Source organism: Marihabitans asiaticum (assembly GCF_007828725.1).
GTDB lineage: Bacteria > Actinomycetota > Actinomycetes > Actinomycetales > Dermatophilaceae > Marihabitans > Marihabitans asiaticum.
Genome location: NZ_VIUW01000005.1, coordinates 45,770 through 69,976 on the forward strand (window position 1 = coordinate 45,770; position 24,207 = coordinate 69,976).

Consider the following 24,207-nt stretch of genomic DNA (forward strand, 5'->3'; position numbering starts at 1 on the left):
CGTGCGCCCTGCAGCGTCCTTCCGGCCACCCTGGTGGGCCCGAGCCGTGCTCGCCGCAGGCGGCGGGCTGCTCGTCTGGCTCACCTTCCCCGACCACGGTCTTCACCCCCTCGGGGTGCCCGGGACCGCGCTGATCTGCCTCGCGATGTGGGGGAGCAGGGCGCGAGGCGCCTTCGCCCTCGGCCTGCTCGCCGGGCTTGCGATCTTCGCACCGACCCTGCACTGGTCCGGCATCTACGTCGGCGCCTTCCCGTGGCTGGCACTGGCCACCGTCCAGGCGCTGTACGTCGCGGTCATGGGAGCGGTCGTCGCCGCGGTGCAGCGGCCCCTGATCCTCCGGGGAAGGGAGGGGCTCGCGGCGCTCACCTTCGCCCTCGCCTGGGTGCTGCAGGAGCTGGTGCGCGGGTCCGTGCCGTTCGGCGGCTTCCCGTGGGCCCGGCTCGCCTTTGGCCAGGCCGACAGCCCGGTGGCGCGGTGGGCCTGGGTGGGCGGCGCGCCGCTGGTCAGCCTCGTCATGGTCCTCCTCGGCACCGCGCTCGCGGCCGTCGTCATCCGTCGCAGCGGGACCGATCTCGTGGCACTCGGGGCGGCCGCGGTGCTCGCGCTGGCGGGCCTGGCTCTCCCGCTCCCGGCGATGGCCGGGGACGACGCCACCCCGGCGCGGGTTGCCCTCGTCCAGGGGAACGTCCCAGCCCCCGGGCTGGACTTCAACGCCGAGCGGCGCAAGGTGCTCGACAACCACGTGACCGGCACCGAGACCCTCGCCGAGCGTGGTGAGCAGATCGACGTCGTCGTGTGGCCGGAGAACTCCAGCGACATCGACCCGTTGCGCAACGCCGACGCGGCCGCCCAGGTGCAGCGGGCGCTCGCCGCCGTCGACGTACCCCTCGTCGTCGGTGCGATCCTCGACGAGCCGGCCCCCGAGGTCTCCAACGCCAGCCTGCTCTACGCACCCGGCCAGGACGAGCCGGTGAGCCGCTACGTCAAGCAGCACCCCGTCCCCTTCGCCGAGTACGTCCCCTACCGGGACTTCTTCCGCCTCTTCTCCGACAAGGTCGACCTCGTGCGGGTCGGCTTCGCGAAGGGGGAGGGCCCCCGCTCCTTCGAGATCCAGGGGGCGCAGGCCCCCTTCGCCCTCGTCCCGACGATCTGCTTCGAGGTGGCCTATGACGGCCTGATGCGCGACGCCGTCGCCCACGCCGACGCCACCGGGACCCCGAGCGTGCTCCTCGTGCAGACCAACAACGCGACCTTCGGGTACACCGCCGAGTCCACCCAGCAGCTGGCGATCTCGCGGATCCGGGCGATCGAGCACGGCCGGCCCGTCGCCCATGTCTCCACCGTGGGGGTCTCGGCGGTGATCGGGCCCGACGGCGCCGTCGACCAACCCACCGAGCTCTTCACCCCGGCGCAGATCGTCTCGACCCTCGGCGCGCGCTCCGGTCTGACCCCCGCCGACCGCCTGGGGCCGTGGGTGGAGTGGCTCTGCGGGGTCGGCCTGCTCGGCCTGCTCCTCGCCTCACGGCGCCGACCGGGTCGGCCAGATAGGCTCGAGGGTCAGACCATCACCGAAGCGGAGATCCATGACCGTGCCTGACCCCACGCGACCCCCCATCACCAGGGTCGCCGTGCTCATCCCGACCTACAACGAGCGCGACAACCTGCCCCGGATCGTCGCCCGGGTGCGCGACGCCGTCCCCGCTGCCGACGTCGTGGTGCTCGACGACAACAGCCCGGACGGGACGGGTGAGGTGGCCGACTCTCTGGCCGAGCGCGACCCGCAGGTGCACGTCCTGCACCGAGCGGGCAAGGAGGGGCTGGGCGCCGCCTACCTCGCCGGCTTCCGCTGGGCGCTGGATCGCGGCTACGACGCGGTCGTCGAGATGGACGCCGACGGCTCGCACCGACCCGAGGACCTGCCCCGCCTGCTCGACGCAGCCGCGGATGCCGACCTCGTCATCGGGTCGCGCTACGTCCGCGGCGGCACGGTGGTGAACTGGCCGCTGAGCCGCAAGGCGATCTCGATGGGGGGCAACCTCTACATCCGCGCCATCCTCGGGATGCCGGTCAACGACGCGACCGCCGGCTACCGGGTCTACCGGGCCGAGACGCTCGAGGCGATCGGGCTGGACCAGATCGAGAGCGCCGGCTACGTCTTCCAGACCGACCTCACGGTGCGCACGGTGCGCGCCGGGATGACCGTCGTCGAGGTGCCGATCACCTTCGTCGAGCGGGAGGTCGGCGAGTCCAAGATGGACGGCGACGTCGTCAAGGAGTCGATGCGCCGGATCACCGGCTGGGGCGTCGATCACCGGCGCCGACAGGTCGGCTCGCTGCTGCACCGGGAGCGGACATGGCACCGGCTGTGAGGCAGGTGGGTGGAGGCGCGCCCCGGCGTCGCCGGTCCAGGGCGCCCTGGGTGCTCGCGCTGCTCGTCGGGCTGGTCGTCCTCGAGCTGGCGGTCATCGCGGCCGTGGGGGAGTGGATCGGGGCGCTTCGGACCGTGCTCGCGCTCGTGGCGCTGTCGCTGCTGGGCATGTGGATGCTCCGGCGCGAGGGTGCACGGACCTGGCGGGAGCTGCGGCGGGCCACCCGCAGCGGGCAGATGCCGAGCACGCAGATCGCCGACGCGATCCTCGTCCTCGTCGGTGGGGCGCTGCTCGTCGCCCCGGGCTTCGTCTCCGACGCGGTCGGGCTCGTCCTCATCCTGCCCTTCACCCGTCCGCTGGCTCGCCCGGTGCTGGCAGCGGCGATCGGGCGCAGGGTCTTCCGAGACCTCGGCGTGATCCAGGTGCGGACCACCTCGGGGTCGAGCGCCGCGGGCACCTCGGGTACCGCCGGTAGCGGTCGGCCCGGGCGAGCCGGCGGTCAGCGACGCGACGGGGAGGACGTCATCGAAGGCGAGATCATCGAGTAGCCGACGGGTTCCCCCTTCGCCGTCCTACGGCTCGGCGCCGAAGGATCAGGCGGAGCGCTTCTTGGTCTTCTCGCCGCGACGCTCGCGCAGCAGCTGCAGGCGCTCCTCGAGCAGCTCCTCGAGCTCGGGGACCGAACGACGCTCCAGCAGCATGTCCCAGTGGGTGCGGACCGGCTTGGTCGGCTTGAGTTCCGGCTCCGGGCCGTCCTCGAGCTTCGCGAGCTTGTTGCAGCGGCACTCCCACGTCGAGGGGATCTCGGCCTCGACCGAGAACGGCAGCTCGGTGCGGTGCCCGTCCTCGCAGACGTAGGCGATCATCTGACGCTCGCTGGGGACGACGTTGTCGGTCGTCTCCATGCTGAAGGACACCATGCGGGTGCCGCGGAGAGTGCGCTCTGCCATGTGTGGATGCTCCTCGTCGTGCTCGCCGTGCGCCGCCAAAGATGGGGGCACCCGCGAACAACGCTTGTCGGCCTGTCGTTTGTTCCGACGCGGCACCCTCGATCAGTTGCTGCATCGAGGAGGAAGATCACGTGGGGCGACGGCCTCGTCACCGCGCCGTGACAGGTGATCCCCTCCGCCCGCGCCGGGCAGTCCCACAGAATAGCGGAGATCGGTCGTGTCGCGCACATCCCCGGCGGTCCGCCGGTACGGTCAGCGCGTGAACCGTGAACCGGCCGCCGTCGATACCTCCCGCGAGGCGGACCTCGCCCCACCAGGCTCTGCTCTCGAGCGAGAGGGGACGGGGAGCACCAAGGGCAAGATCGTCTCGTGGGCCATGTGGGACTGGGGGAGCCAGCCGTTCAACACGGTGATCATCACCTTCGTCTTCGCCGTCTACATCACCAGCGAGAGCTTCGGCGACACCAACACCACCTCGACCGCGCTCGCGATCGCCACCGGGCTGTCCGGGCTGCTCGTGGCGGTCCTGGCGCCCGTGCTGGGACAGAACTCGGACCGCAGCGGCCGGACCGTGCGCAACCTGCGGATCCAGACCTGGCTGCTGGCCGCGCTCGCAGCGTCGCTGTACTTCGTCAAGCCCGAGCCGGGGTACCTCGTGCTCGGCCTGGTGCTCTTCAGCATCGGCTCGATCGTCTCCGAGATCGCCGGCGTGAACTACAACGCCACGATCGAGCAGGTCGCGGCGCCGCGCAACGTCGGCCGGGTCTCCGGCTTCGGGTGGGGGATGGGCTACCTCGGCGGGATCCTCGTGCTGCTCCTGCTGAACTTCGCCTTCATCGCACCGGAGCGAGGGCTGTTCGGGGTGAGCAACGACGAGGCGATCGACATCCGGGTGTCGATGATCGTGTGCGGCCTGTGGATCCTGCTCTTCACCATCCCCACCTTCGTGGTGCTGCGGGACCGCCCGCGTGAGCGCGCGCCGCGGGTCGGTCTGGTCGAGAGCTACCGGCTGCTCTTCACCTCGGTCAAGGCGCTGTGGTCCCGCTCGCGCAACACCGTGTACTTCCTCCTCGCCTCCGCGCTCTTCCGTGACGGGCTCGCCGGGGTCTTCGCGTTCGGCGCGGTGCTGGCTGCCGGCACCTTCGGCATGACCGCCGGGGAGGTGATCATCTTCGGCGCGGCGGCGAACGTCGTCGCCGGGGTCAGCACGATGGCCTTCGGGCTGCTCGACGACCGGATCGGACCGAAGGGCGTCATCGTCATCAGCCTCGTCGCGCTCGTGGCGATCGGGTTGGCAATCTTCGTCCTGCACGACGGGGGCAAGCCGGTCTTCTGGAGCCTCGGGCTGGTCATGACTGCCTTCGTGGGCCCGGCGCAGGCGGCCTCACGCAGCTTCCTCGCGCGGCTCATCCCGGAGGGCAAGTCCGGAGAGATCTTCGGTCTCTACGCCACGACCGGGCGCGCGGTGTCCTTCCTCAGCCCGCTCGCCTTCGCCGCCTTCATCGCCCTCGGCTCGGCGGTGACGGGGGAGGACAACACCCAGTACTGGGGCATCCTGGGGATCGCGCTGGTGCTGCTGGCGGGACTCGCGCTGCTGCTACCGGTGAAGGGCGAGGCACCGGCCCAGCGGACCTGAGCTGCGCCTGCTGCACCGCGGCGGGTCGGCTCGCTCAGCCGGCGTACTCCCAGTGCCACGGCTCCGGCAGGGCTCCGCCGGCCTGTGCCCAGGACGGGTGGAACCAGCCGTACAGCGGCGCGTTCTGCCGCATCCAGGCGTGAGCCGCGGAGCCGAAGTTGTTGATGCCGCCGCACAGGTCGAGGGCCTTGCCCAGACCGTGGTTGCTCGTCCCCGGCGCGGCCGCCCAGCCGCCGCGCTGGGACTTGATGATCACCTGCTCGGAGTACGACCGGTAGCTGTCGGTGATGCAGATAGGCGAGCCCATGTCGCGTGCGTACGCCTTGGTCATCGCGTTGAAGGCCGCGGCGGCCTCCGGCCGCAGGGACTCGCCGGCGGCCCCGAGCAGCGGGCAGAGGCCGTTCGGGGGGATCTGGCCGTTGGGGTAGAGCTCGTTGTTGTTCGAGCACGGCGTGCCGCCCTCGAAGGCCTTGACGTCCTGACCGGCCTGCTCCATCGCATCGGTCAGGGCCTGCTGCGCGTCCTGGGCGTCGGAGTCGACGAAGCCGAAGAGCTGCTGGGCCAGGGGGCCGGCCTTCTCCAGCTCCTCGGCGTGATCCGCACGCAGCGCCTCGATGCGGTCCTTGCGCGCCTCGACGACCGAGTCGAGCTCCTTGCGCGCCGCGTCGGCCTCGTCCTTGGCCTTCTCGGCGCGCTTCTCGGCCTTCTCGGCCTTGCGGGCCAGCTGGGCCTGCCCGATGGCCTCCAGGCGGACGAGGTCGACCGAGTGGATCCGCTCCTCGGTGAGGTAGCTGAGGTCGCCCGCGGAGTCGCCGGCGGCGCTGGGCTTCTTGGACATGATGTTGAGGAAGGCCAGGGTGTCGCTGTAGCCGCCGGCCTCGGTGTAGGTGTCGACCGCCCACTCACGCAGGTCCTCGCGTCCCGCCTCGAGGCGCTCGCGCAGTCGTCGAGCCTCCTCGCGGGCCTCGTCGGCCTCGTCCTTGGCGTCCTGGTAGCGCTCCTGAGCCTCGGAGTACTTCTGCAGCAGCTCGTTGGCCTTCTTCGAGTCCGCCTCGAGCGCCTCGACCTCGGCCGCGATCGCCTTGTTGTCCTTACGGATCTTCTCCGCCAGCTCGCGGGCTGCGGCCACCTGGTCGCTCACCTGCCCCGAGCTCAGCGACTCCGAGTGGTCGGAAGCCTGGCCAGCAGCACCCGACGTCGGATCGGCAGGGGCGACCGGCTCTGCGGAGGCGGTGCCGAGGGGAAGGGTGAAGGCCAGGGCAAGGGCGGCCGTGGCGGCCGCACGGCGGCGCGAGAAGCGGTCTGGCACGGGGTCGTGGTCCTCGGGATGTCAGGGGTCGTCAGGGATCGATCACCCATGATAGTGGGCTGAGACCGTTTTGTTACAACTTCTCCACAGTCTGCCCTCGTCGCAGGAGTGCGACGACCTCGTGATGGCGGGTCTGGGGGAACATGTCGACCAGGCGTGCCTCGAGCACGGACCAGGCCGGCATGGCCGCGATGTCGCGGGTCAGGGTGTCGACGTTGCAGCTGGAGTAGATGACCCAGCGGGCTGGGCTGGAGTCGATCCGCTCGGTGAGGTCGCCGATGCCGCGACGCGGCGGGTTGACGACGACGAGGTCGGCATCGAGCCTCGCCGTGCCGGCGTCCGCGCAGGTGAAGGTCGCGGCCCGGAGCCCGAGCTCGTCGGCGGTGGCGCGCGCCGACCGGACGGCCGCGGCGGAGACCTCCACGCCGTGCACGGGGGCGTGGGGCGCGGCGACGGCCGCCGCGAGGGCGAAGCCGCCCACGCCGCAGTAGAGGTCGAGGACCGAGGCCGGACCGACCCGGCCTACCCACCCCTTCGCCGTCTCGTACAGCGCTGCCGCCCCTGAGGTCTGGGTCTGGAAGAAGCCGCCTGGGCCGAGGCGAAGGGGGAGGCTTGCGACATCCATCACGAGGTAGCGCCGCTCGGTCAGCACGACCTCCTCCGGTCCCTCGAGGATCGCCTTGTGTTCCGGCTGGAGGTTGACGCTCACCACTGAGGCCGCAGGTAGCGCGGCCTGCAGCCGGGGGAGCGCCTCGTGCAGGCGGGGGAGATGACGGCGGGAGCGCAGGACGAAGCGGACCATCAGCTCCCCGCGGGGGCTGAGCGTGATGATCAGGTGCTTGAGCTCACCGCGTCGCCGTGGCACGTCGTAGGGCGGCACCTGCAACCTGTCCAGCATCTCCTTGAGCACCGGGAAGGACCGGGCCAGGGGAGCGGGGTAGAGGCCGCAGCCCTGCAGGTCGATCCCCGCGCCGTCGCGGCCGAGGATCCCGAGCGTGATGTCGCCGGGGACGCCGCCGACGACGAGCTTGGCCTTGTTCCGGAAGCCGGCCTCGGGTCCGACCCACGGCTCCAGCCAGCGGACGTCGGGCGCGACGAGGTCGAGCGCCGCCGCGACGGTGCCCTGCTTGTCGCGCACCTGCTCCTCGTGCGGCACCCCCATCAGCGTGCAGGAGCGGCAGAGCCCCGCGTCGAAGTAGTCGCACTGCACCGGGTCATCGTGCCAGGGGCCCTTTCATCCACAGTCCTGCGGCGCGGGTCTGGCTCGTCCACAGGCCGGCCGCGCCGGTCGTTCGGCGCACCCGAGAGGGCGCAGCATCGCCACCATGACTCCCACGGCACCCCCTTCGCCAGACCACCAGAGCGACGTCAACCGGGTCGAGCTCGCCGGCCGGGTGAGCGGCGACCCGCAACAGCGTGAGCTGCCCAGCGGCGACCCGCTCGTGACGCTGCGGCTCGTCGTGACCCGCGACGGGGGCGGACCGGTCGACACCATCGACCTTGCCTGCTGGTCGGCTCGCGCGCGTCGGACGGCCTCGCGCCTGGTCGACGGGGACCGGGTCACGGTCGACGGCCAGCTGCGCCGGCGCTTCTTCCGCACGCCGGGTGGACCGGCCAGTCGCTACGAGGTCGAGGTCGGCACCATCAGCCGCCGTCGCTAACGGGTGCCTACTCTGTCGGCATGGATGCCGCCCTGCTGACCAACATCGGCCTCGTTCTTCTCTTCGTCCTCATCGGGGGAGTCTTCGCCGCGACCGAGATGGCGATCGTGTCGCTGCGGCCGGGTCAGGTCGACGACATCGAGCAGGAGGGGGCCAAGGGGGAGAAGATCGCCGCTCTCGTCCGAGACCCCAACCGATTCCTCTCGGCGGTCCAGGTCGGGGTGACCGTCGCGGGCTTCTTCTCGTCCGCCTTCGGTGGTGCCACGATCTCGCCCTACCTGGCCGGCTGGCTCGAGAGTCTCGGCTTGGCATCCGGGGTCGCGGGGCCCCTTGCCCTGGTCCTGATGACCCTGCTCATCGCCTATCTCTCCCTGGTCCTGGGCGAGCTGGTGCCCAAGCGGCTCGCGATGCAGCGATCCGCGGGCTTCACCAAGGTCCTCGCGCCGCCGCTGGGCATCTTCGCCACGATGCTCACACCGGTCATCTGGCTGCTCTCGGTCTCGACCAACCTCGTCGTGCGGCTGCTGGGAGGCGACCCGGACGCCACGAGCGACGAGATGACGATCGAGGAGCTGCGGCGGGCGGTGATCGACAACGACGAGCTGCGCCCCTACAGCCGCGAGATCCTCGACGACGTCTTCCGCGCGAGCGAGCGCACGCTGGGCGATGTCATGCGTCCGCGACCCGATGTCGACTTCGTCGAGGCCGAGAGCACCATCGCCGAGGTCGCGGACTTCATCGCCACTTCGTCGCACAGCCGGTACCCGGTGATCGAGGACACCCTCGACGACGTGCTGGGACTGGTGCACATCCGCGACCTGCTCACCGTCCCCGCCGACGAGCGGGCGCAGACCCTGGTGCGCGAGCTCACGCGGGACATCACGGCACTGCCCGAGACCAAGCTCGTGCTGCCCACCCTGAAGCTCATGCGCGAGGACAAGACCCAGATGGCGCTCGTGATCGACGAGCACGGTGGGACCGCTGGTGTGGTCACCATCGAGGATCTCGTCGAGGAGGTCGTGGGGGAGATCTACGACGAGTACGACACCGACCCCGACCCCGAGGACGCGCTGGTGCACCAGGGGGGCAGCGCGCTCGTGCCGGGTGCCCTCATCGTCGAGGAGCTCGAGGAGGCGCTCGGGCTCTCGCTGCCGCAGGGCAGCTACGAGACCGTCGGCGGGCTCATCCTGGCGCGCCTCGGCCGGGTGGCCGAGATCGGCGACGAGGTCGAGCTCGACGGCGTGCGGCTGCAGGTCACTGCGGTGGAGGGTCGGCGGATCACCGAGGTGGAGGCCACCCGCGAGGCGCCGTCCGAGGGTGGGGTCGAGGAGGACGGCAGCGAGTGAGCACGCGGTCGGACGCCCTCTGGGCGCGGCACTGACGGGCAGTTGAAGAGTCGCACATACCTCCTTACACTCATGTAAGGAGGTGCGGGATGAGCACAGGAACGATGACGAGCAAGGGGCAGATCACCATCCCGAAGGACGTGCGTATCGCCTTGGGCCTGTCGCCGGGAGTCGTGGTGAGCTTCGTCCAGAACGGTGAGGGCGAGTACGTCATCAGCCGCGCGGGCACCTCGGCGAGCGACCTTGCAGGAGCGCTGAAGTACAGCGGCCAGCCGAAGACGCTCGACGAGATGGAGACGGCGATCGCCGAAGGCGCCACGGGACGGTGATCGGCTTCGACACCAACGTCGTCGTCCGACACCTCGTCCAGGACGACCCTGCGCAAGCACGAGCGGCGACGATCGCCTTCGAACGGCTGTCGCCGAGCAACCCGGGCTTCCTGACGACCACCGTCCTCGTGGAGACCTACTGGGTCCTGACCCGGGCGTACCGGATCGCCCCGGGCACGGTGCTGGGAACCCTGCGAGACCTGGCGGACTGCGCAGAGATCGTCATCCAGGACGAGCCGGAGGTCCGGGCAGCCTGGCGGCTGGCCGACGACGGCGCGGACTTCGCCGACGCGTTGATCAGCGCCGCCTGCAGCTCACGCGGGTGTGCCGCCGTGCTCAGCTTCGACCGCGCCGCTCAGGAGAGGCTGCGCTTCCAGCAGCCCTAGAGTGCTTGACCCGGGCTCGTCGCGCGCACGAGTAACGCCGATAAGCGACATTATGTCACTTCGGCATTGAGCACTGCACGTCTCAGCTCCGCGCATCGATGACCCAGGCATGGCCCAGCCCAAGCAGCACCGCGTCGGAGGTGAGCAGCTGGGCACCCTCCACACGTGCCTGCGCCAGGAGCATCCGGTCGAAGGGGTCGTGTCGGGCCAGCTCGACGAACCTGGACAGCGCCTCGGCGTGGGCGACGGTGAGCGGCAGCTCGGCAAGGCCGGCCCGCTCAGCGGCAACAGCGAGCGGCTCGGGGATGCTCAGACGCCCGAGCATCGTCTTGATCTCGACCTCGATCACACTCACCGCCGAGATGTACGTCGGGCCCCTCACGACTCGCTCCCGCGCCTCGGGGCCCAGCCGCGAGTCCCCCGCGAGAAGCCACAGCAGCGCGTTGGTGTCGAGGATCAGGGGCATCTCACGCACCGTGACCGTAGAAGAGCTCCTGGACCTGCGGGTCGAGCCCATCGCACACGCTCTCGTCCACGGCGTACCCCGTCCAGCCGTCGAGGCCGATGCGTACATCCGACCGCTCGTGGACAACGAGGTCGACGACGGGCTTGCCCGCCCGGGCGATCGTCACCTCCTCCCCCGCGAGCGTCGCCTCGATGAGCCGGGAGAGCTGCGACTTCGCCTCGTGGACGTTCACCTGGATCATGTCCAGTACCCTAGCTCAGCATGGCTAAGTCTGGCTAAGTCTGGCTAAGTCTGGTGCGGGCGATCCGGATCGGGCCCCTGGCCTGTCTCGGGTCGGGCACCATCTCGCCCTTCTGCTGGACCTCGACCACCCCTTCGTCGTGCAACGCGGCGGCGACCTCGCGCGCGAGGCTCATGTGCTCACGCCAGTCCTCACCGCCCACCACCCGGGCCGCGTCGCTGGGGCAGATCGTCGTGCCGTCGCGGTGAGACAGCAGCGACCGGATCGTCGCGGCCAGGCGCGTACGACGGCCATCCTCGGTCGGTGACCACCACGGCTCGCCTCGCTCTCCGAGGGCAACCTTGGCGTCCTGGACCCGTGGCCGCGCGGTCTTGGGGTCGGACTTCACGAGGCGGCGTGCGGCCATGAGCTCGGCGACAAGCTCGGCACGCAGAGACTCCGGGATCGCGGGGTCGCTCGCACGCCAGCGTCGCCCGTCGACGACGATGTACCGGCCATCGTCGGTGCGCTCCACCACCGGCTACACCCCGTAGGTCCAGCCGTCGAGCAGCCCGCGCAGGTAGGCCGCCTGACCGAGGTACTGGGCGGCGTCATCGATCACCGGCTACACCCCGTAGGTCCAGCCGTCGAGCAGCCCGCGCAGGTAGGCCGCCTGACCGAGGTGCTGGGCGGCGTCGTCGATCGCGCTGATCAGCCGCACCCCGCGGGTCACCGGCGGGTCCCACGACTCGTCGATCACCTCGCCGAGATCCTCGGGGCTCCACTGCTGCACCGCAGTCACGACCGCCGCCACGACCGACCTGACATACGCAAGCAGCTCATCGGCTGAGCTCACCCGCAGCGCGGCGATCTCCTCGGGTCCGTCACCCAGCCCGAAGGCAGCCGGTCCCGACTGGTCGCGGCGCACGCCGAGACGCTCGCTCCACCCCTCCCCCTCCCAGACCGACGTGCGACCAGCGAGGTCGGCCACCTGCGCGTCCAGCTGCGCGGCGGCGTGCCACACCAGCCAGGCAACCGAGCCCAGGTCCTGGCGTACCTGGCGGTGCAGGGTCTGGTCGTCAATACCCTCCAGCACCGCTTCGGCGCTGTGCTCGGGGCGGCGCGCCGCATCAGTCAGGAGGACGCGCAGGACGTCGCTGGAAGCACTCATGCCCACCAGTCTGCCTCCCCGTGGGCCACCATGGCGGGATGGACGCCGTCGACCACGCCTTCGCCGCCGTGGCACGGGAGAACTACCTCCTCCCGGGCACCCGCCACGGCGACCGGGATGCCCCGATCGCCATCGGCCACGGCCAGACCAACTCTCAGCCCCGCACCGTCGCGTCGATGCTGCGACTGCTCGACGTCCGGCCCGGCCAGCACGTCCTCGACGTCGGCGCCGGGTCCGGTTGGACCACGGCCCTGCTCGGGCACCTCGTGGGGCCCGCCGGTCGGGTGCGCGGGGTCGAGCTCCTCCCCCAGCTCGTGTCCTTCGGCCAGGAGAACCTCTCCCGGACCGACCGCCCCTGGGCCGACATCGTCCAGGCGGATCCCGACGTCCTCGGGCTGCCCCAGCACTCCCCCTTCGAGCGGATCCTCGTCTCGGCGGAGGCGCGACGCCTCCCGGCGCCCCTCGTCGACCAGCTGGCGCCCGGCGGGCGGATGGTCATCCCCGTCGACGGAGCGATGACCTTGGTCGAGAACGACGGTGACCGTCCGCGAGTCTCGACCCACGGTCGTTACCGGTTCGTCCCCCTCGTCACGACCGACTAGCCCACTTCTGGGCCATCGTCTCGACCACCTGAGCGCTCCGGGCAGTGGCGAGGCCAAGGTGCTTCTCCACCGCTGCGTTGCCCAGCCTGGACTCGCGCACGGTCTCGCCGAGCAGGAGGTGGACCACCTGACCCCTGACCACCGCCCTCTCCCCCGGCGCCTCGATCGCGTCGAGCAGCTCCTGAGCATCGGGCGGAGCCGGGTCGCGCAGGAAGGACACGAGGTGCTGGCCGACGTGCCCGGCGCCGATCTCCTCGGCGTCCGCGGCCACCTGGGCCAGATCGTCGGCCCGGAGCACGACGACCGGGACCTCGAACCCGCGGTCGGCCTCGAAGGCCCGCTCCAGACGGGTCGCGAGCCCCTGCGGGTCGTCCACGTCGGTGGTGAAGCAGACGTTGCCGGTCGCGAGGTGGGTGGACACCTCGGTCCCTCCGAGCCCCTCGACGACCCGGATGACCTCGGCCATCGGGAAACGGCGCTTGGCCCCGAGATTGATGGCGCGCAGCAGCGCGACGACGCGGGTCATGGCTCACATGCTCCCAGCGAGGGAGATGAGCATCCCCGCCCAGACGATGAACATGGCCCCGAAGGCGACGAAGAGGAAGGCCAGCAGCGCGGTTCCCACGATGCCGAGGACGTAGCCGATGAAGACGTGTTCGCGCCGGGAGTAGGCACCGGGGTTGGCATCGATCTCACGCAGCGCCTGCCGCCCCAGGTACCAGGCGACGGGGGCGACGACCGGGAGCCCGACGACCCCAAGGATGCCCAGGACGAGCACCACCGTCGCCTGCGGGTGCTCCGGCGGCAGAGCGAAGGGGGGTGGCGCCACCGGCTGCTGCGGCGGCCGTGAGCTGTCGTCCATGTCCGCAAGGGTAGTGAGTCAGCACGGGTAGTGAGTCAGCACGGGTAGTGAGTCAGCTCGAGGCGATCGAGCGCACCACAGATCCGAAGACCCCGGGCAGCAGGCCAGCAGCCGGGACGAGCGCAGCCCGCGGCACGCGCAGCCGTGTGGCGCCGACCAGACCGAGGGTCAGCGCCGTGTGCCGGCGCGTGAGCACCCGCCAGCGCCGGTCGTACCCTGCCGCGTCTCCGACGGACACCGACTCGACGGCCGCTGCCGCCTGCGCTACCCCGAGCATCACCCCTTCGCCGGTGAGAGCGTCGACGTACCCACCCGCGTCTCCCACGAGAAGGACGCGGCCGGCGACCCGCCGGCTGGCGCTGCGGCGCAGCGGTCCTGCTCCGAGGTCGCGACCCTCGACCTTCGCCCCAGCCAGCCGCGCGCGCAGGGTGGGAAAGGACTCCAGGTGGGCGTCCACCGACCGGCGGGCGCTGCTGAGCACCGCGACCCCGACGAGCCGCTCCCCCACCGGCGTCACGTACGCCTCCGCGTCGCGACCCCAGTGCACCTCGACATGGTCGGTCCACGGCTGCACCGCGTGATGCCGTCGCAGCCCATAGCGGGCCGGCGCGCCGACGGGGCGATCCAGTCCGAGCCCCCGCCGGGTGGCGGAGTGCAGCCCGTCGGCGGCGAGCACGTACCGGCTACGCAGCGCCCCTCGGGTGCTCAGCGGGGTGGTCGCCCCCTCGTCGTCCTGTGCGGGCAGTCCGGCGCGGGCAGCCACCACCTCGATCCCCGCCTCCGCGACCGTGTCGAGGAGCGTGCGATGCAGCGTGGTGCGGCGCACGCCGCGGCCGGTCCCCGCCGGCCCGAAACCAGCCGAGACCGATCGGTCGCCCGCCACATAGCGGACACCGGTGAGCGCATGACCGGCAGGATCGACGCCCAGCTCCCGCAGCGCCCGCAGCCCCCCGGGCATGATTCCCTCTCCGCATGCCTTGTCCAGCACACCTGAGCGTTGCTCGACGACGACGCAGCGCAGACCGAGCCGGTGGGCATGCAGGGCGGCGGCAAGCCCCACCGGGCCACCGCCGATCACCACGATGTCGAGCATCACTCCATAATGGCGGGTCGCGCGTCCGGTTGCTGGGAGCCGCGCCCGGTTAGAGTGTCCCGGTGCCTCACCCTCCCGCCCACCTGCTGCGGACGGGACACGCACTGCTGATGGCCACCCACCCGGGGCCTGCTGCTGCGGTGACCGCTCTCGCCGCAGGTCTGTGCCGCTCGGCCCACCTCCCCCGCGCCCGAGCGGTGGCGGTGGTCGGCGCCGTCGGGTCGGGCCAGCTGCTCATCGGCTGGAGCAACGACCTCATCGACGTGCGTCGCGATCGCCTCACCGATCGGCTGGACAAGCCCGTCGCTCGCGGCGAGGTGTCCCCTCGAGCCGTGGCGCGGGCCGCAGCGGGCGCGTGTGCGCTCAACCTCGTGGCGTCCCGCGCCCTCGGCGGGCGGGCCGCGCTCACCCAGCTCGCCACGGTGGCCAGCGGGTTGGCCCACAACCTCGGGGTCAAGGGGACGTGGGCATCGCCGGCCCCGTATGCGATCGCCTTCGGGTTGCTGCCGTCGGTCGTCACCCTCGCGCTCCCCCAGCCGGCCCTCGCGCCTCGGGCGACGACCGTCGGGGCCGCACTGCTCGGGGTCGGCGCTCATCTCGTCAACGCGCTGCCCGACCTCGAGGACGATCGCGCGACGGGGGTGCCCGGGCTCCCTCACCGGTTGGGCGAAGGGGTGAGCCGTCTCCTCGTCGGGTCGACCCTCGCCGCCTCGTCTTTCGTGCTCGCACTCGACCGGCGGCCTCTCGGGAGGGCCGAGCGGACGGTGCTCGCGGCCTCGCTGGCGCTCGCCGGGGCCGCAGCCCGCGACCGAGGCCGCGGGCGCGGCGCGCTCGCGGCCGTCGTCGGCATCGCCGCCATCGACCTCGCCCTCCTGGGCGCCAGCCTGACCGAGGAGACCGACGCGTGATGAGCCAGCCGGGCGCCACCAGCAGCCGGACCAGCACCCTGTGCACGGTCGGCACCGCCCTGCCCCCGCACCGCTACGAGCAGGCTGAGCTGAGCGAGATGTTCCTCGAGCTCATCGGCGACACCGGTCTCAACCCCGAGGTGGTACGGCGGGTCCACGGGAACGCGGGGGTGAGCACGCGGCATCTCGCCCTGCCCGCCGAGCAGTACCTCGCCCTGAGGACCTTCGGTGAGGCCAACGACGCCTTCATCGACGCGGCCGTCGATCTCGGCTCGAGAGCCCTGCTCGACGCGCTCGCCCAGGCCGGTCTGGCCCCGAAGGACGTCGACCTCGTTGCCTCCGCGACGGTCACGGGCATCGCCGTCCCGTCGCTGGACGCTCGGATCGCCGCCCAGGTGGGGCTGCGCCAGGACGTGCGGCGGGTGCCGCTCGTCGGGCTCGGCTGCGTCGCCGGCGCCGCGGGGATCGCCAGGGTGCACGACTACCTGCTCGGGCATCCCGAGCACGTCGCCGTCCTCGTCGCGATCGAGCTGTGCAGCCTCACCGTCCAGCGCGACGACCCCTCGATGGCCAACGTCGTCGCGAGCGGGCTCTTCGGCGACGGTGCCGCGGCCGTCGTGCTCACGGGGGCGCGGCACCCCGGAGCCGAAGGACGATCTGCTGAGGTGGTGGTCCGCGACTCGCGCAGCCGGATGTATGCCGGTACCGAGCGGGCGATGGGATGGGACGTCGGGCACACCGGTCTGCGCATCGTCTTAGGGGCAGAGGTCCCCCGCCTCGTCGAGACCCACCTGCGCGATGACGTCGACGGGTTCCTCGCCGAGCACGGACTCACCCGTGACGACATCGGGTGGTGGGTCGCCCATCCCGGCGGGCCGAAGGTCCTCGAGGCCATGCAGGCCGCCCTGGAGGTCCCCCGGGCCGCTCTCGGCCTGACGTGGACCTCCCTGGACCGGATCGGCAACCTCTCGTCGGCGTCGGTGCTGCACGTCCTCGCCGACACTCTGCGCGAGCGCCCACCGGCCCCTGGCACCCACGGGATGCTGCTCGCCATGGGCCCCGGCTTCTGCCTCGAGATGGTGCTGCTGCACTCAGGGGACCCTCGATGAGGTCACGCACCGCGTATCGCGCGCTGATCGCCGCCGTGGGCGTGGAGCGTCTTGCCGAGCTCGCCGTCGACAGGCGCAACCGTCGGTGGGCGATGGCGCAGGGCGGGGTCGAGTCCGGCCGGGGCCACTACCCGGTCATGGTCGGGCTGCACACCGCCCTCCTGGTCGGGTCCGTCGTCGAGGTCGACCGGTGCCAACGCACCTTCACCCCCGCCGTCGGGTGGCCCGCGCTCGGAGGCGTGGTCGCAGCGCAGGTGCTGCGGTGGTGGTGCATCCACAGCCTCGGGAGGCAGTGGAGCACCCGGGTCGTCGTCATCCCGGGCGCGACCCGCGTGGAGGCGGGGCCCTACCGTTGGCTGGCCCATCCGAACTACGCCGCGGTTGTCACCGAGGGCCTGGCGCTGCCGCTCGTCCATGGCGCCCGGGTGACCGCGGCCGGCTTCACCGCGGCCAACGCGATCCTGCTGCGTCATCGCATCACCGTCGAGGACGCCGCGCTGCGCTCGCTCCTCCCCCCGGCTCCGTGACCCTTCCTCGGCTCCGGCCGACCCCCCGCCGAGATGCCCGGCTCGTGCATCGTCGTGCGCGGATCGACGGGGTGGCGACCGCGTGGGTCGAGGCTTCCCCCGCGAAGGACGAAGGGGGCGCCCCCTTCGTCCTCGTCCCTGGGCTGTCGATGTCGTGGCACGCCTACCGCTGGCTCATCCCTCACCTCGCCGATACCCGATCGCTCCTCGTCGTCGACCCACCGGGTGCGGGACGCAGCCGCCGGCTGCCCGGCGACATGGGGGTCGAGGCGCAGGCCGCGCACCTCAGCCGCTGGCTCGATGTCGCGGGGGTCGACGACGCGGACCTGGCCGGTCACTCCCTCGGCGCCCTCACCGCCGCCCGGCTGGCCGCGTTGCGCCCCGGGCTCGCGCGCTCGGTCACGCTGATCTCTCCCTCGCCCGACCCCCGGCTCCCCCGGCTGCGTGACCACATCGGCGCTCTTGTCCGCGGCGTCCCCGACGAGGCGCCACGGGTCCTCGCCCAGGCGGCCGGCGACTATCTGCGTTCCTCCCCGCTGGCAGTCGCCGCTTTCCGCGCCGATATCGGACGCGGACCCGGCTCGGTGGCTCAGGGGGTGAGCGCCCCGGTCACCGTCGTGCGCGGCTCCGCCGACGAGGTCTCGAGCCAGGAGTGGTGCGCGGCCATCGCGACCGCAGCTGGCGGCCGACTCGCCGTCGTGCCCGACGGCGGCCACGGACTCCCCCAGCAGCACCCGCAGGCCGTGGCAGCGATCCTCGACCAGGCCGCGCTACGGTGACCGGGGTCTCATCATCCGGACCCCCCTTCGCCGACACCCAAGGAGCCCTCCCGCCGATGCGAGCCCTCGTCAAGACCGCGCCGGGACCCGGCCTGGAGATGACCGACGTCCCTGAGCCGACACCGGGGCCGCGCGAGGTGAAGATCCGGGTGCTCCGGGCGGGCCTGTGCGGCACCGACCTGCACCTGCACGACTGGGACGAGTGGGCCGCCTCCGTCGTGCGCACCCCCCAGATCATCGGGCACGAGTTCAGCGGCGTCGTCGCCGAGATCGGCGAGGACGTCACCGACGTCGCCGTCGGCGCGCTCGTCTCCGGCGAGGGTCACATCGTCTGCGGCCGCTGCCGGAACTGCCGGGCCGGGCGGCGCCACCTGTGCATCAACACCGAGGGGGTCGGGGTCAACCGGGACGGGGCCTTCGCCGACTACGTCGTCCTCCCGGCGAGCAACGTCTGGGTCCAGCCCGAGGGCTTCGACCCCGACCTCGCCGCGGTCTTCGACCCCCTCGGCAACGCCACCCACACCACCCTCTCCTTCCCCCTCGCCGGCGAGGACGTGCTCGTCACCGGCGCGGGCCCGATCGGGGTGATGTCGGTGGCCATCGCCCGCCACGTCGGCGCCCGCTACATCGCGGTCACCGACCTCTCCGACGAGCGGCTCGAGCTCGCCCGCGCCGCGGGCGCGGACATCGGGGTCAACCCGGCCACCGGCGACCTGCGCGAGGTGATGGGGCGGCTCGGGATGCGCGAAGGCTTCGATGTCGGCCTGGAGATGAGCGGTGCGCCACCGGCGGTCTCGGCGATGATCGACCACATGAACCACGGCGGGCGGATCGCGATGCTCGGCCTGCCCAAGGAGCCCTACCCCGTCGACTGGGGCAAGGTCATCACCCACATGATCACGATCAAGGGCATCTACGGCCGCGAGATGTACGACACCTGGTACGCGATGAGCGCGATGCTCTCGACCTCGCAGGACCTGCGGGACGCGGTGACCTCGGTCATCACCCACCGCGTGCCCGCCGAAGACTGGCAGAGCGCCTTCGACACCGCCCGCTCGGGTCGGTGCGGCAAGGTCGTCATGGATTGGAGCTGAGCACATGTACACCGTCAAGGACGCCCTCACCGATGAGCTCGTCGAGATCGAGCAGGCCGGGCTGACCAAGCACGAGCGGCTGATCACCAGCCCCCAGGCCGCGCACATCGAGACGACGAGCGGCGAGGCGCTGAACTTCTGCGCCAACAACTACCTCGGCCTGGCCGACCACCCCGACGTCGTCGCCGCCGCCCACCGAGGGCTGGACGAGTCCGGCTTCGGCATGGCCAGCGTGCGCTTCATCTGCGGCACCCAGACCGGGCACCGGGACCTCGAGCGCGCGATCGCCGACTTCGTCGGTACGCAGGACGCGATCCTCTTCCCGTCCTGCTTCGACGCCAACGGCGGAGTCTTCGAGGTGCTCCTCGGCCCCGACGACGTCATCATCTCCGACGCCCTCAACCACGCCTCGATCATCGACGGGGTCCGGCTGTGCAAGGCGCAGCGCAAGCGCTACGCGAACCGGGACATGGACGACCTGCGTGCCCAGCTCGAGGAGGCGAAGGGGGCGCGCCGGATCCTCGTCGTGACCGACGGCGCCTTCTCGATGGACGGCTACCTCGCCCCGCTGGAGCAGATCTGCGACCTCGCCGAGGAGTTCGGCGCCATGGTCATGGTCGATGACTCCCACGCCACCGGCTTCGTCGGCGAAGGCGGACGCGGGTCCCACGAGGCCTGCGGCGTGATGGACCGGGTCGACATCCTCACCGGCACCCTGGGCAAGGCCCTCGGCGGCGGCAGCGGGGGCTACGTCGCCGCTCCGCGGGAGGTGGTCGACCTGCTCAAGCAGCGCGCCCGGCCCTACCTCTTCTCCAACGCGGTCGCCCCCGCGATCGTCGCCGGCTCGCTCAAGGCCCTCGAGATCGCCCGCGACTCCGACGAGCCGCGCCAGGCGCTGCGCCGCAACGCCGCGCTCTTCCGCGAGCTGATGAGCGATGCCGGCTTCGAGCTGCTCCCCGGCGAGCACGCGATCGTGCCGGTGATGTTCCCCGGTGAGGACGGTGCCCGCACCGCCGCGCAGATCGCCGACCGGATGCTCGAGCTGGGCATCTACGTCATCGCCTTCTCCTACCCCGTCGTCCCCAAGGGGCAGGCCCGGATCCGGGTCCAGCTCTCGGCAGCGCACAGCGAGGAGGACGTCCGCCGGTGCGTCGACGCCTTCGGTCAAGCCGCCGGTGAGGTCACCGCCGCCGGCGGCTGACCTCCCTTCGCCCGGGTCGGACTCAGTCCTCGAAGGGGGAGGTGTCGCCCGCCCCGTCGCGGGCCACCTCGGCGGTACCCGAGCTGAAGTCGATGACCGTGGTCGGCTCCATCTGGACCTCACCGGCGTCGATGACGATGTCGACGACGTGGTCGAGGGCCTCCTTGACCTCCCAGCCGGTCTCCGGGGTCGCGCTCTCCCCCGGCAGCAGCAGGGTGCTGCTCAGCAGCGGCTCCCCCAGCTCGGCCAGGAGCGACTGGACGACCGCATTGTCTGGGATGCGCACCCCGACCGTCTTCTTCTTCGCGTGGAGCAGGCGCCGGGGCACCTCCTTGGTCGCGGGGAGGATGAAGGTGTACGGCCCCGGCGTCGCGGCGCGGACCGCGCGGAAGACGGGGTTGTCGACGATGACGAGCTGGCCCAGCTGGGCGAAGTCACGGCACAGCAAGGTGTAGTGGTGCTTGTCGTCCAGCCGGCGGATGTCGCGGATCCGGTCCTTGATCTGCTGGTCCTCCAGGTGCCCCCCGAGCGCGTACCCGGAGTCGGTGGGGAAGGCGACGAGCGCCCCGTCTCGGATGCGCTCGACGACCTTGCCGATCGTGCGGGGCTGGGGATTGTCCGGGTGGACCTCGACATAGGTAGCCATCACCTCACCATAAAGTGCCTGGATGAGCACCTCACCCTCACCGGGACGCCTGGTCCTGGTCCGCCACGGCCAGACCGAGTGGAGCCGCGACGGCCGGCACACCGGACGGACCGACCTCCCGCTCCTGCCCGAGGGTGAGGAAGGACGCGGCGGCGCTGCGCCCCGCGCTGGAGCGCTTTGACTTCGCCCTGGTGCTGTCCTCGCCGCTGGTCCGAGCCCGCCGGACCGCCGAGCTGGCCGGCCTCGACCCGCAGATCGAGCCCGACCTGAGCGAGTGGGACTACGGCGGGGCCGAGGGCCGGACCACCGAAGACCTGCGCACGGAGCTCGGCGGGGACTGGGACGTCTTCGACGGGGTGCCGGTGGGGCAGACCCCCGGCGAGACGGTCGAGGAGGTCGCGGCGAGGGCATCCAGGGTGATCGCCCGGGTCCGCCCGATCGTCCACGGCGAGGGCGAGCTCGGCGCCGACGTGTGCCTCGTCGGCCACGGGCACGCCTTGCGGATCCTCACGGCAGTCTGGCTGGGCCACTCGCCCCACCTGGCTGCTCAGCTCATGCTCGACGCGGGGTCGCTGAGCATGCTCGGCTTCTACCGCGAGCAGCCCTGTGTCACGGTCTGGAACGTGCCGCACGACGGGCTGCGGGAGCTCGCCGGGTGAGCGCAGGTCAGGGCAGCTCCCAGGTGTGGACCGGCTCGTTGGAGTGCATCAGCTCGACGTAGCGGCCCAGCATCTGGCGCAGCGCCTCCGCCCGGTCGGCGCCTCGCTCCTCGAGGCGAGCCACGGTCTCGGTCTGCCAGGTCGCGCCGTTCTGACCGGTGACGCACCGCCCTTCGATCACCTCGAGGTAGCGGTCGCGCACCGACGGGGCCACGCCCCAGTCCGCCAACCCCTTCGCCGCCATCGGCAGCAGGTGACGCAGCACGAGCTCGTCGGCGCCCACCTCACCCAGCCCCGGCCAGTAGATCCGGGACTCCAGGCCACCGCGGGCCGCCGCGTCGAAGTTCGCCCGCGCAGCGGCGAAGGACAGCCGAGTCCACACCGGACGGTCCTCCCGGACCAGCTGGTGGACCACGCCGTAGTAGAAGGCGGCGTTGGCCAGGACGTCGAGGATCGTCGGCCCCGCAGGAAGCACCCGGTTCTCGACCCGGACGTGCGGTTTGCCGTCGGCGATGTCGTAGATCGGGCGGTTCCACCGGTAGACCGTGCCGTTGTGCAGGTTCAGCTCGGCGAGCGTCGGGGTGCCCCCGCTGTCGAGGACGGCGATCGGGTCCTCGTCGGTGGACTCGGCCAGCAGCGAGGGGAAGTAGCGCACGTTCTCCTCGAAGAGGTCGAAGATGGAGGTGATCCATCGCTCCCCGAAGAAGACCCGGGGTCGCACGCCTTGATTCTTCAGCTCGATCGGGCGGGTGTCGGTGGCCTGCTTGAAGAGCTCGATCCGGGTCTCGGCGTGCAGGCGCCGGCCGAAGAAGAACGGCGAGTTGGCCGCCAGCGCCACCTGCGGCCCGGAGATCGCCTGTGCGGCGTTCCAGTGGTCGGCGAAGTCACCCGGGCTGACCTGCAGGTGGAGCTGGACCGAGGTGCAGGCCGACTCGGGGGCGATCGAGTCGGCGAAGGTGTGCACCCGCTCCCCCGTGGGCCCCTCGATGTCGATGACGATGTCCTCGCCGCGGGCGAAGAAGATCGAGTCGTTGAGCGCGGTGTACCGGTTGTTGCGACTGATCCACTCGCCCTCGAAGTGCTCCGGGCGGATCGTCGGGAGGATGCCCACCGGGACGATCCGTGCACCGACCGCCTGGGCCTTCTCCTCCGCCCGGTTCAGCGAGTCCCGCAGGTGCTGCTCGAGGCTCAGCGCGGAGTCGCCGGGCAGCGGTCGGGGCGCGACGTTCAGCTCGATGTTGAAGCGCGCGAGCTCGGTCTGGTAGGTCGGGTCGTCGATCGCCTCGAGGACCTCGGCGTTGGCGAAGGCGGGGTCGTTGCGTTCGTCGACCAGGTTGAGCTCGATCTCCAGGCCGGTCAGCGGGCGCTCGGCCTCGAAGTGGGCCTGGGTGAGCATCCGCTCGAAGACGTCGAGGTTCTGGTGGACCTTCTCGCGGTACCGCTGCCGCTCCTCGCGGGTGTAGCTCTGGGCCTCGACTTCCTTGCCCATGGGTCCCTCCTCGCTGCGCCGGAGGGACCAGCCAAGCACACCGGCGGCACTCGCGGCAGGGTTGTCCCACGGCCGATGAGGGCGGTCGCGGCGCGGGTCCACGACGTTGTCGGTGCCAGGTCATAGCGTCTGTGGCATGCGGATGATCCATACCTCCGACTGGCACCTGGGCCGGTCCCTGCACGGTGTGGGCCTGCTCGAGGCGCAGGCGGGGTACCTCGACCACCTTGTCGAGGTCGTCCGTGGCGAAGGGGTGGACGCGGTCGTCGTCGCGGGGGACGTCTACGACCGGGCGATCCCACCGCCGGACGCGGTCGACCTGCTCTCCCAGACCCTGCTTCGGCTCCGGGACGCCGGGGCGAGCGTCATCCTCTCCCCCGGCAACCACGACTCGGCGAGGCGGCTCGGCTTCGGCTCCCCCCTGCTCGAGGAGGCGGGGGTGCACATCCGGTCCTCGCTGGCCGACGTGGCCCGGCCGGTGGTCGTCGACGGCGTCCCGATCTATCCCCTCCCCTACCTCGACCCGCTGTCCACCCAGGTGCAGACGCACCTCGGGGTCGAGACCCGGACCCATGCCGCCGTGGTCTCCGCCGCGATGGAGCGCATCCGGGCCGACGCCGGCACGCGCGGACCCGCCGCGGTCGTCGCCGCGCACTGCTTCGCCGGCGAGGGCATGGTCACCGACTCCGAGCGAGACATCTCCGTCGGCGGGGTCTCGATGGTCCCCGCATCGGTCTTCGACGGTCTCTCCTACGCGGCGCTGGGCCATCTCCACCGACCCCAGGAGATCACGCCGTCCGTGCGCTACTGCGGCTCGCCCGTGCCGATGTCGTTCTCCGAGACGGGCGAGACCAAGGGCTCCCTGCTCGTCGAGGTGGAGCCGGACGGGGGGACTCGCGTCGAGACCGTCCCTGCGCCGGTGCACCGCCCGCTGGCGGTGCTCACCGGCACCATCGACGAGCTCCTGGCAGATCCCCGGCATGCCGAGCACGAGCGCTCCTTCGTCCAGGCCGTCCTCACCGACCCGCTGCGCCCCCGCGGTGCCATGGACCGGCTGCGCGGCCGCTTCCCGCACGTCCTCTCGCTCCAGCTACGGCCCTCCCAGGCCGATGCCACGGTCCCGCGCCGACCGGTGTCGGTGCGAGGCCGATCGGCCGCGTCGGTGTGCCGCGACTTCGTCACCGACGTCCGCGACGGCGTCGCGCCCTCCGAGGCCGAGCGGCGGGTGATCACCGACGCCGTCGACGGCGCGCGTCGTCAGCGCGACACCCGCCAGGACGAGGGCCAGGTCGAGGGCCGAGGCGAGGGCCAGGTCTCTGGCCGGGGCGACTCTCGGGGGGCGGCGTGAGGCTGCACCACCTCCAGGTCGAGGCGTTCGGCCCCTCTCGGGGGGCG

30 protein-coding genes are annotated in these 24,207 nt (G+C 71.6%); 18 read left to right on the top strand and 12 right to left on the bottom strand.

The window, feature by feature from the left end; all coding sequences use genetic code 11:
- Window position 1 precedes the first annotated feature (1 nt).
- Genes lnt through FB557_RS12975 form a run of 3 tightly spaced genes read left to right on the top strand, consistent with a single transcriptional unit; the run spans window position 2 to window position 2,917 of the window.
- A complete protein-coding gene (gene lnt / locus FB557_RS12965; RefSeq protein ID WP_144858054.1) occupies window positions 2–1,597 on the top strand; it encodes an apolipoprotein N-acyltransferase in 1,596 nt (531 codons plus the stop codon).
- On the top strand, window positions 1,584–2,369 hold the full coding sequence (locus FB557_RS12970) for a polyprenol monophosphomannose synthase (RefSeq protein WP_144858055.1): 786 nt from the start codon (window positions 1,584–1,586) through the stop codon (window positions 2,367–2,369). The genes lnt and FB557_RS12970 overlap by 14 nt, the downstream gene beginning before the upstream one ends.
- The gene (locus FB557_RS12975; RefSeq protein WP_144858056.1) at window positions 2,354–2,917 is read left to right on the top strand and encodes an FxsA family protein; all 564 of its coding nucleotides are present in this window, start codon (window positions 2,354–2,356) and stop codon (window positions 2,915–2,917) included. Before FB557_RS12970 ends, FB557_RS12975 begins: the two co-directional genes overlap by 16 nt.
- Before the next feature lie 45 nt (window positions 2,918–2,962).
- Here FB557_RS12975 and FB557_RS12980 read toward each other — a convergent pair whose 3' ends face one another.
- A complete protein-coding gene (locus tag FB557_RS12980; RefSeq protein WP_144858057.1) occupies window positions 2,963–3,319 on the bottom strand; it encodes an RNA polymerase-binding protein RbpA in 357 nt (118 codons plus the stop codon).
- Window positions 3,320–3,578: 259 nt separating this feature from the next.
- Between FB557_RS12980 and FB557_RS12985 the strand changes: the two genes are divergently transcribed.
- On the top strand, window positions 3,579–4,955 hold the full coding sequence (locus FB557_RS12985) for an MFS transporter (protein ID WP_246074809.1): 1,377 nt from the start codon (window positions 3,579–3,581) through the stop codon (window positions 4,953–4,955).
- 34 nt (window positions 4,956–4,989) lie between these two features.
- Here FB557_RS12985 and FB557_RS12990 read toward each other — a convergent pair whose 3' ends face one another.
- On the bottom strand, window positions 4,990–6,264 hold the full coding sequence (locus FB557_RS12990) for a M15 family metallopeptidase (protein WP_144858058.1): 1,275 nt from the start codon (window positions 6,262–6,264) through the stop codon (window positions 4,990–4,992).
- A gap of 73 nt (window positions 6,265–6,337) precedes the next feature.
- Entirely contained in the window at window positions 6,338–7,474 is a 1,137-nt protein-coding gene (locus FB557_RS12995) for a methyltransferase (protein ID WP_144858059.1), read from the bottom strand.
- A gap of 115 nt (window positions 7,475–7,589) precedes the next feature.
- Here FB557_RS12995 and FB557_RS13000 point away from each other — a divergent pair, with 115 nt between their 5' ends.
- The 4 genes from FB557_RS13000 to FB557_RS13015 all read left to right on the top strand — a co-directional run bounded on the left by FB557_RS13000 (window position 7,590) and on the right by FB557_RS13015 (window position 9,986).
- Window positions 7,590–7,925: a single-stranded DNA-binding protein gene (locus FB557_RS13000; RefSeq protein ID WP_144858060.1), complete on the top strand. Its 336-nt coding sequence runs from the start codon at window positions 7,590–7,592 to the stop codon at window positions 7,923–7,925.
- A gap of 20 nt (window positions 7,926–7,945) precedes the next feature.
- Window positions 7,946–9,271 (top strand): hemolysin family protein, encoded by a 1,326-nt coding sequence (locus tag FB557_RS13005; protein ID WP_144858061.1) that lies wholly within the window; start codon window positions 7,946–7,948, stop codon window positions 9,269–9,271.
- Window positions 9,272–9,360: 89 nt separating this feature from the next.
- A complete protein-coding gene (locus FB557_RS13010) occupies window positions 9,361–9,600 on the top strand; it encodes an AbrB/MazE/SpoVT family DNA-binding domain-containing protein (protein WP_170236298.1) in 240 nt (79 codons plus the stop codon).
- Window positions 9,597–9,986: a type II toxin-antitoxin system VapC family toxin gene (locus tag FB557_RS13015; RefSeq protein ID WP_144858062.1), complete on the top strand. Its 390-nt coding sequence runs from the start codon at window positions 9,597–9,599 to the stop codon at window positions 9,984–9,986. The genes FB557_RS13010 and FB557_RS13015 overlap by 4 nt, the downstream gene beginning before the upstream one ends.
- An 82-nt stretch (window positions 9,987–10,068) precedes the next feature.
- Here FB557_RS13015 and FB557_RS13020 read toward each other — a convergent pair whose 3' ends face one another.
- The 4 genes from FB557_RS13020 to FB557_RS13035 form a co-directional block, all read right to left on the bottom strand.
- Window positions 10,069–10,452: a type II toxin-antitoxin system VapC family toxin gene (locus FB557_RS13020; RefSeq protein WP_170236299.1), complete on the bottom strand. Its 384-nt coding sequence runs from the start codon at window positions 10,450–10,452 to the stop codon at window positions 10,069–10,071.
- A gap of 1 nt (window position 10,453) precedes the next feature.
- Entirely contained in the window at window positions 10,454–10,693 is a 240-nt protein-coding gene (locus FB557_RS13025; RefSeq protein ID WP_144858064.1) for a type II toxin-antitoxin system Phd/YefM family antitoxin, read from the bottom strand.
- A 34-nt stretch (window positions 10,694–10,727) separates the two neighbouring features.
- Window positions 10,728–11,210 (bottom strand): DUF3253 domain-containing protein, encoded by a 483-nt coding sequence (locus FB557_RS13030; protein ID WP_211356582.1) that lies wholly within the window; start codon window positions 11,208–11,210, stop codon window positions 10,728–10,730.
- A gap of 87 nt (window positions 11,211–11,297) precedes the next feature.
- Entirely contained in the window at window positions 11,298–11,843 is a 546-nt protein-coding gene (locus FB557_RS13035) for a mycothiol transferase (protein ID WP_144858065.1), read from the bottom strand.
- Window positions 11,844–11,881: 38 nt separating this feature from the next.
- On the opposite strand from FB557_RS13035, the gene FB557_RS13040 reads away from it, so the two are divergent.
- Window positions 11,882–12,445, top strand: coding sequence for a protein-L-isoaspartate O-methyltransferase family protein (locus FB557_RS13040; RefSeq protein ID WP_144858066.1), 564 nt, complete (start codon window positions 11,882–11,884; stop codon window positions 12,443–12,445).
- On the opposite strand, the gene FB557_RS13045 is transcribed toward FB557_RS13040, so the two are convergent.
- From FB557_RS13045 to FB557_RS13055, 3 genes are read right to left on the bottom strand one after another with little or no spacing between them, the layout of a single operon-like run.
- Window positions 12,432–12,971, bottom strand: a complete 540-nt coding sequence (locus FB557_RS13045) for a DUF1697 domain-containing protein (RefSeq protein WP_144858067.1) — start codon at window positions 12,969–12,971, stop codon at window positions 12,432–12,434. The two genes, FB557_RS13040 and FB557_RS13045, sit on opposite strands and share 14 nt — an antisense overlap.
- A 3-nt stretch (window positions 12,972–12,974) precedes the next feature.
- On the bottom strand, window positions 12,975–13,307 hold the full coding sequence (locus FB557_RS13050; protein ID WP_144858068.1) for a DUF4190 domain-containing protein: 333 nt from the start codon (window positions 13,305–13,307) through the stop codon (window positions 12,975–12,977).
- A 52-nt stretch (window positions 13,308–13,359) separates the two neighbouring features.
- The gene (locus FB557_RS13055) at window positions 13,360–14,505 is read right to left on the bottom strand and encodes an NAD(P)/FAD-dependent oxidoreductase (protein ID WP_246074811.1); all 1,146 of its coding nucleotides are present in this window, start codon (window positions 14,503–14,505) and stop codon (window positions 13,360–13,362) included.
- Here FB557_RS13055 and FB557_RS13060 point away from each other — a divergent pair.
- The 6 genes from FB557_RS13060 to FB557_RS13085 are packed head-to-tail and all read left to right on the top strand — an operon-like array spanning window position 14,463 to window position 20,018.
- On the top strand, window positions 14,463–15,308 hold the full coding sequence (locus FB557_RS13060) for a UbiA family prenyltransferase (RefSeq protein WP_246074812.1): 846 nt from the start codon (window positions 14,463–14,465) through the stop codon (window positions 15,306–15,308). The genes FB557_RS13055 and FB557_RS13060 overlap by 43 nt on opposite strands.
- Window positions 15,308–16,417 (top strand): type III polyketide synthase, encoded by a 1,110-nt coding sequence (locus FB557_RS13065; RefSeq protein ID WP_144858070.1) that lies wholly within the window; start codon window positions 15,308–15,310, stop codon window positions 16,415–16,417. The genes FB557_RS13060 and FB557_RS13065 overlap by 1 nt, the downstream gene beginning before the upstream one ends.
- The gene (locus tag FB557_RS13070) at window positions 16,414–16,944 is read left to right on the top strand and encodes an isoprenylcysteine carboxyl methyltransferase family protein (RefSeq protein ID WP_144858071.1); all 531 of its coding nucleotides are present in this window, start codon (window positions 16,414–16,416) and stop codon (window positions 16,942–16,944) included. Before FB557_RS13065 ends, FB557_RS13070 begins: the two co-directional genes overlap by 4 nt.
- A 44-nt stretch (window positions 16,945–16,988) precedes the next feature.
- Window positions 16,989–17,723, top strand: a complete 735-nt coding sequence (locus FB557_RS13075; protein WP_144858072.1) for an alpha/beta fold hydrolase — start codon at window positions 16,989–16,991, stop codon at window positions 17,721–17,723.
- Between the two features lie 56 nt (window positions 17,724–17,779).
- A complete protein-coding gene (tdh, locus tag FB557_RS13080; protein WP_144858073.1) occupies window positions 17,780–18,817 on the top strand; it encodes an L-threonine 3-dehydrogenase in 1,038 nt (345 codons plus the stop codon).
- A 4-nt stretch (window positions 18,818–18,821) separates the two neighbouring features.
- Window positions 18,822–20,018: a glycine C-acetyltransferase gene (locus FB557_RS13085; RefSeq protein WP_144858074.1), complete on the top strand. Its 1,197-nt coding sequence runs from the start codon at window positions 18,822–18,824 to the stop codon at window positions 20,016–20,018.
- Between the two features lie 22 nt (window positions 20,019–20,040).
- On the opposite strand, the gene FB557_RS13090 is transcribed toward FB557_RS13085, so the two are convergent.
- Window positions 20,041–20,664 carry an L-threonylcarbamoyladenylate synthase gene (locus FB557_RS13090; protein WP_144858075.1) on the bottom strand — a complete coding sequence of 208 codons (624 nt, stop codon included), beginning with the start codon at window positions 20,662–20,664 and terminating at the stop codon, window positions 20,041–20,043.
- 22 nt (window positions 20,665–20,686) lie between these two features.
- Here FB557_RS13090 and FB557_RS14830 point away from each other — a divergent pair, with 22 nt between their 5' ends.
- Window positions 20,687–20,845 carry a phosphoglycerate mutase family protein gene (locus FB557_RS14830; protein WP_342778939.1) on the top strand — a complete coding sequence of 53 codons (159 nt, stop codon included), beginning with the start codon at window positions 20,687–20,689 and terminating at the stop codon, window positions 20,843–20,845.
- Window positions 20,799–21,323 (top strand): histidine phosphatase family protein, encoded by a 525-nt coding sequence (locus FB557_RS13095; RefSeq protein ID WP_342778940.1) that lies wholly within the window; start codon window positions 20,799–20,801, stop codon window positions 21,321–21,323. The genes FB557_RS14830 and FB557_RS13095 overlap by 47 nt, the downstream gene beginning before the upstream one ends.
- A gap of 7 nt (window positions 21,324–21,330) precedes the next feature.
- Here the strand turns inward: FB557_RS13095 and FB557_RS13100 are convergent, their stop codons facing one another.
- Entirely contained in the window at window positions 21,331–22,812 is a 1,482-nt protein-coding gene (locus tag FB557_RS13100) for a glutamate-cysteine ligase family protein (RefSeq protein WP_144858076.1), read from the bottom strand.
- Window positions 22,813–22,948: 136 nt separating this feature from the next.
- Between FB557_RS13100 and FB557_RS13105 the strand changes: the two genes are divergently transcribed.
- A complete protein-coding gene (locus FB557_RS13105; protein WP_144858077.1) occupies window positions 22,949–24,160 on the top strand; it encodes an exonuclease SbcCD subunit D in 1,212 nt (403 codons plus the stop codon).
- Window positions 24,161–24,207 lie beyond the last annotated feature (47 nt).

Bases quoted from the DNA above. Each gene is read 5' to 3' on its own strand.
- FB557_RS12970 (WP_144858055.1), top strand. From the start codon at position 1,584: ATGACCGTGCCTGACCCCACGCGACCCCCCATCACCAGGGTCGCCGTG.
- FB557_RS12975 (WP_144858056.1), top strand. From the start codon at position 2,354: ATGGCACCGGCTGTGAGGCAGGTGGGTGGAGGCGCGCCCCGGCGTCGC.
- FB557_RS12980 (WP_144858057.1), bottom strand. From the start codon at position 3,319: ATGGCAGAGCGCACTCTCCGCGGCACCCGCATGGTGTCCTTCAGCATG.
- FB557_RS13000 (WP_144858060.1), top strand. From the start codon at position 7,590: ATGACTCCCACGGCACCCCCTTCGCCAGACCACCAGAGCGACGTCAAC.
- FB557_RS13005 (WP_144858061.1), top strand. From the start codon at position 7,946: ATGGATGCCGCCCTGCTGACCAACATCGGCCTCGTTCTTCTCTTCGTC.
- FB557_RS13010 (WP_170236298.1), top strand. From the start codon at position 9,361: ATGAGCACAGGAACGATGACGAGCAAGGGGCAGATCACCATCCCGAAG.
- FB557_RS13020 (WP_170236299.1), bottom strand. From the start codon at position 10,452: ATGCCCCTGATCCTCGACACCAACGCGCTGCTGTGGCTTCTCGCGGGG.
- FB557_RS13025 (WP_144858064.1), bottom strand. From the start codon at position 10,693: ATGATCCAGGTGAACGTCCACGAGGCGAAGTCGCAGCTCTCCCGGCTC.
- FB557_RS13035 (WP_144858065.1), bottom strand. From the start codon at position 11,843: ATGAGTGCTTCCAGCGACGTCCTGCGCGTCCTCCTGACTGATGCGGCG.
- FB557_RS13040 (WP_144858066.1), top strand. From the start codon at position 11,882: ATGGACGCCGTCGACCACGCCTTCGCCGCCGTGGCACGGGAGAACTAC.
- FB557_RS13045 (WP_144858067.1), bottom strand. From the start codon at position 12,971: ATGACCCGCGTCGTCGCGCTGCTGCGCGCCATCAATCTCGGGGCCAAG.
- FB557_RS13050 (WP_144858068.1), bottom strand. From the start codon at position 13,307: ATGGACGACAGCTCACGGCCGCCGCAGCAGCCGGTGGCGCCACCCCCC.
- FB557_RS13065 (WP_144858070.1), top strand. From the start codon at position 15,308: ATGAGCCAGCCGGGCGCCACCAGCAGCCGGACCAGCACCCTGTGCACG.
- FB557_RS13070 (WP_144858071.1), top strand. From the start codon at position 16,414: ATGAGGTCACGCACCGCGTATCGCGCGCTGATCGCCGCCGTGGGCGTG.
- tdh (WP_144858073.1), top strand. From the start codon at position 17,780: ATGCGAGCCCTCGTCAAGACCGCGCCGGGACCCGGCCTGGAGATGACC.
- FB557_RS13085 (WP_144858074.1), top strand. From the start codon at position 18,822: ATGTACACCGTCAAGGACGCCCTCACCGATGAGCTCGTCGAGATCGAG.
- FB557_RS13090 (WP_144858075.1), bottom strand. From the start codon at position 20,664: ATGGCTACCTATGTCGAGGTCCACCCGGACAATCCCCAGCCCCGCACG.
- FB557_RS14830 (WP_342778939.1), top strand. From the start codon at position 20,687: ATGAGCACCTCACCCTCACCGGGACGCCTGGTCCTGGTCCGCCACGGC.
- FB557_RS13100 (WP_144858076.1), bottom strand. From the start codon at position 22,812: ATGGGCAAGGAAGTCGAGGCCCAGAGCTACACCCGCGAGGAGCGGCAG.
- FB557_RS13105 (WP_144858077.1), top strand. From the start codon at position 22,949: ATGCGGATGATCCATACCTCCGACTGGCACCTGGGCCGGTCCCTGCAC.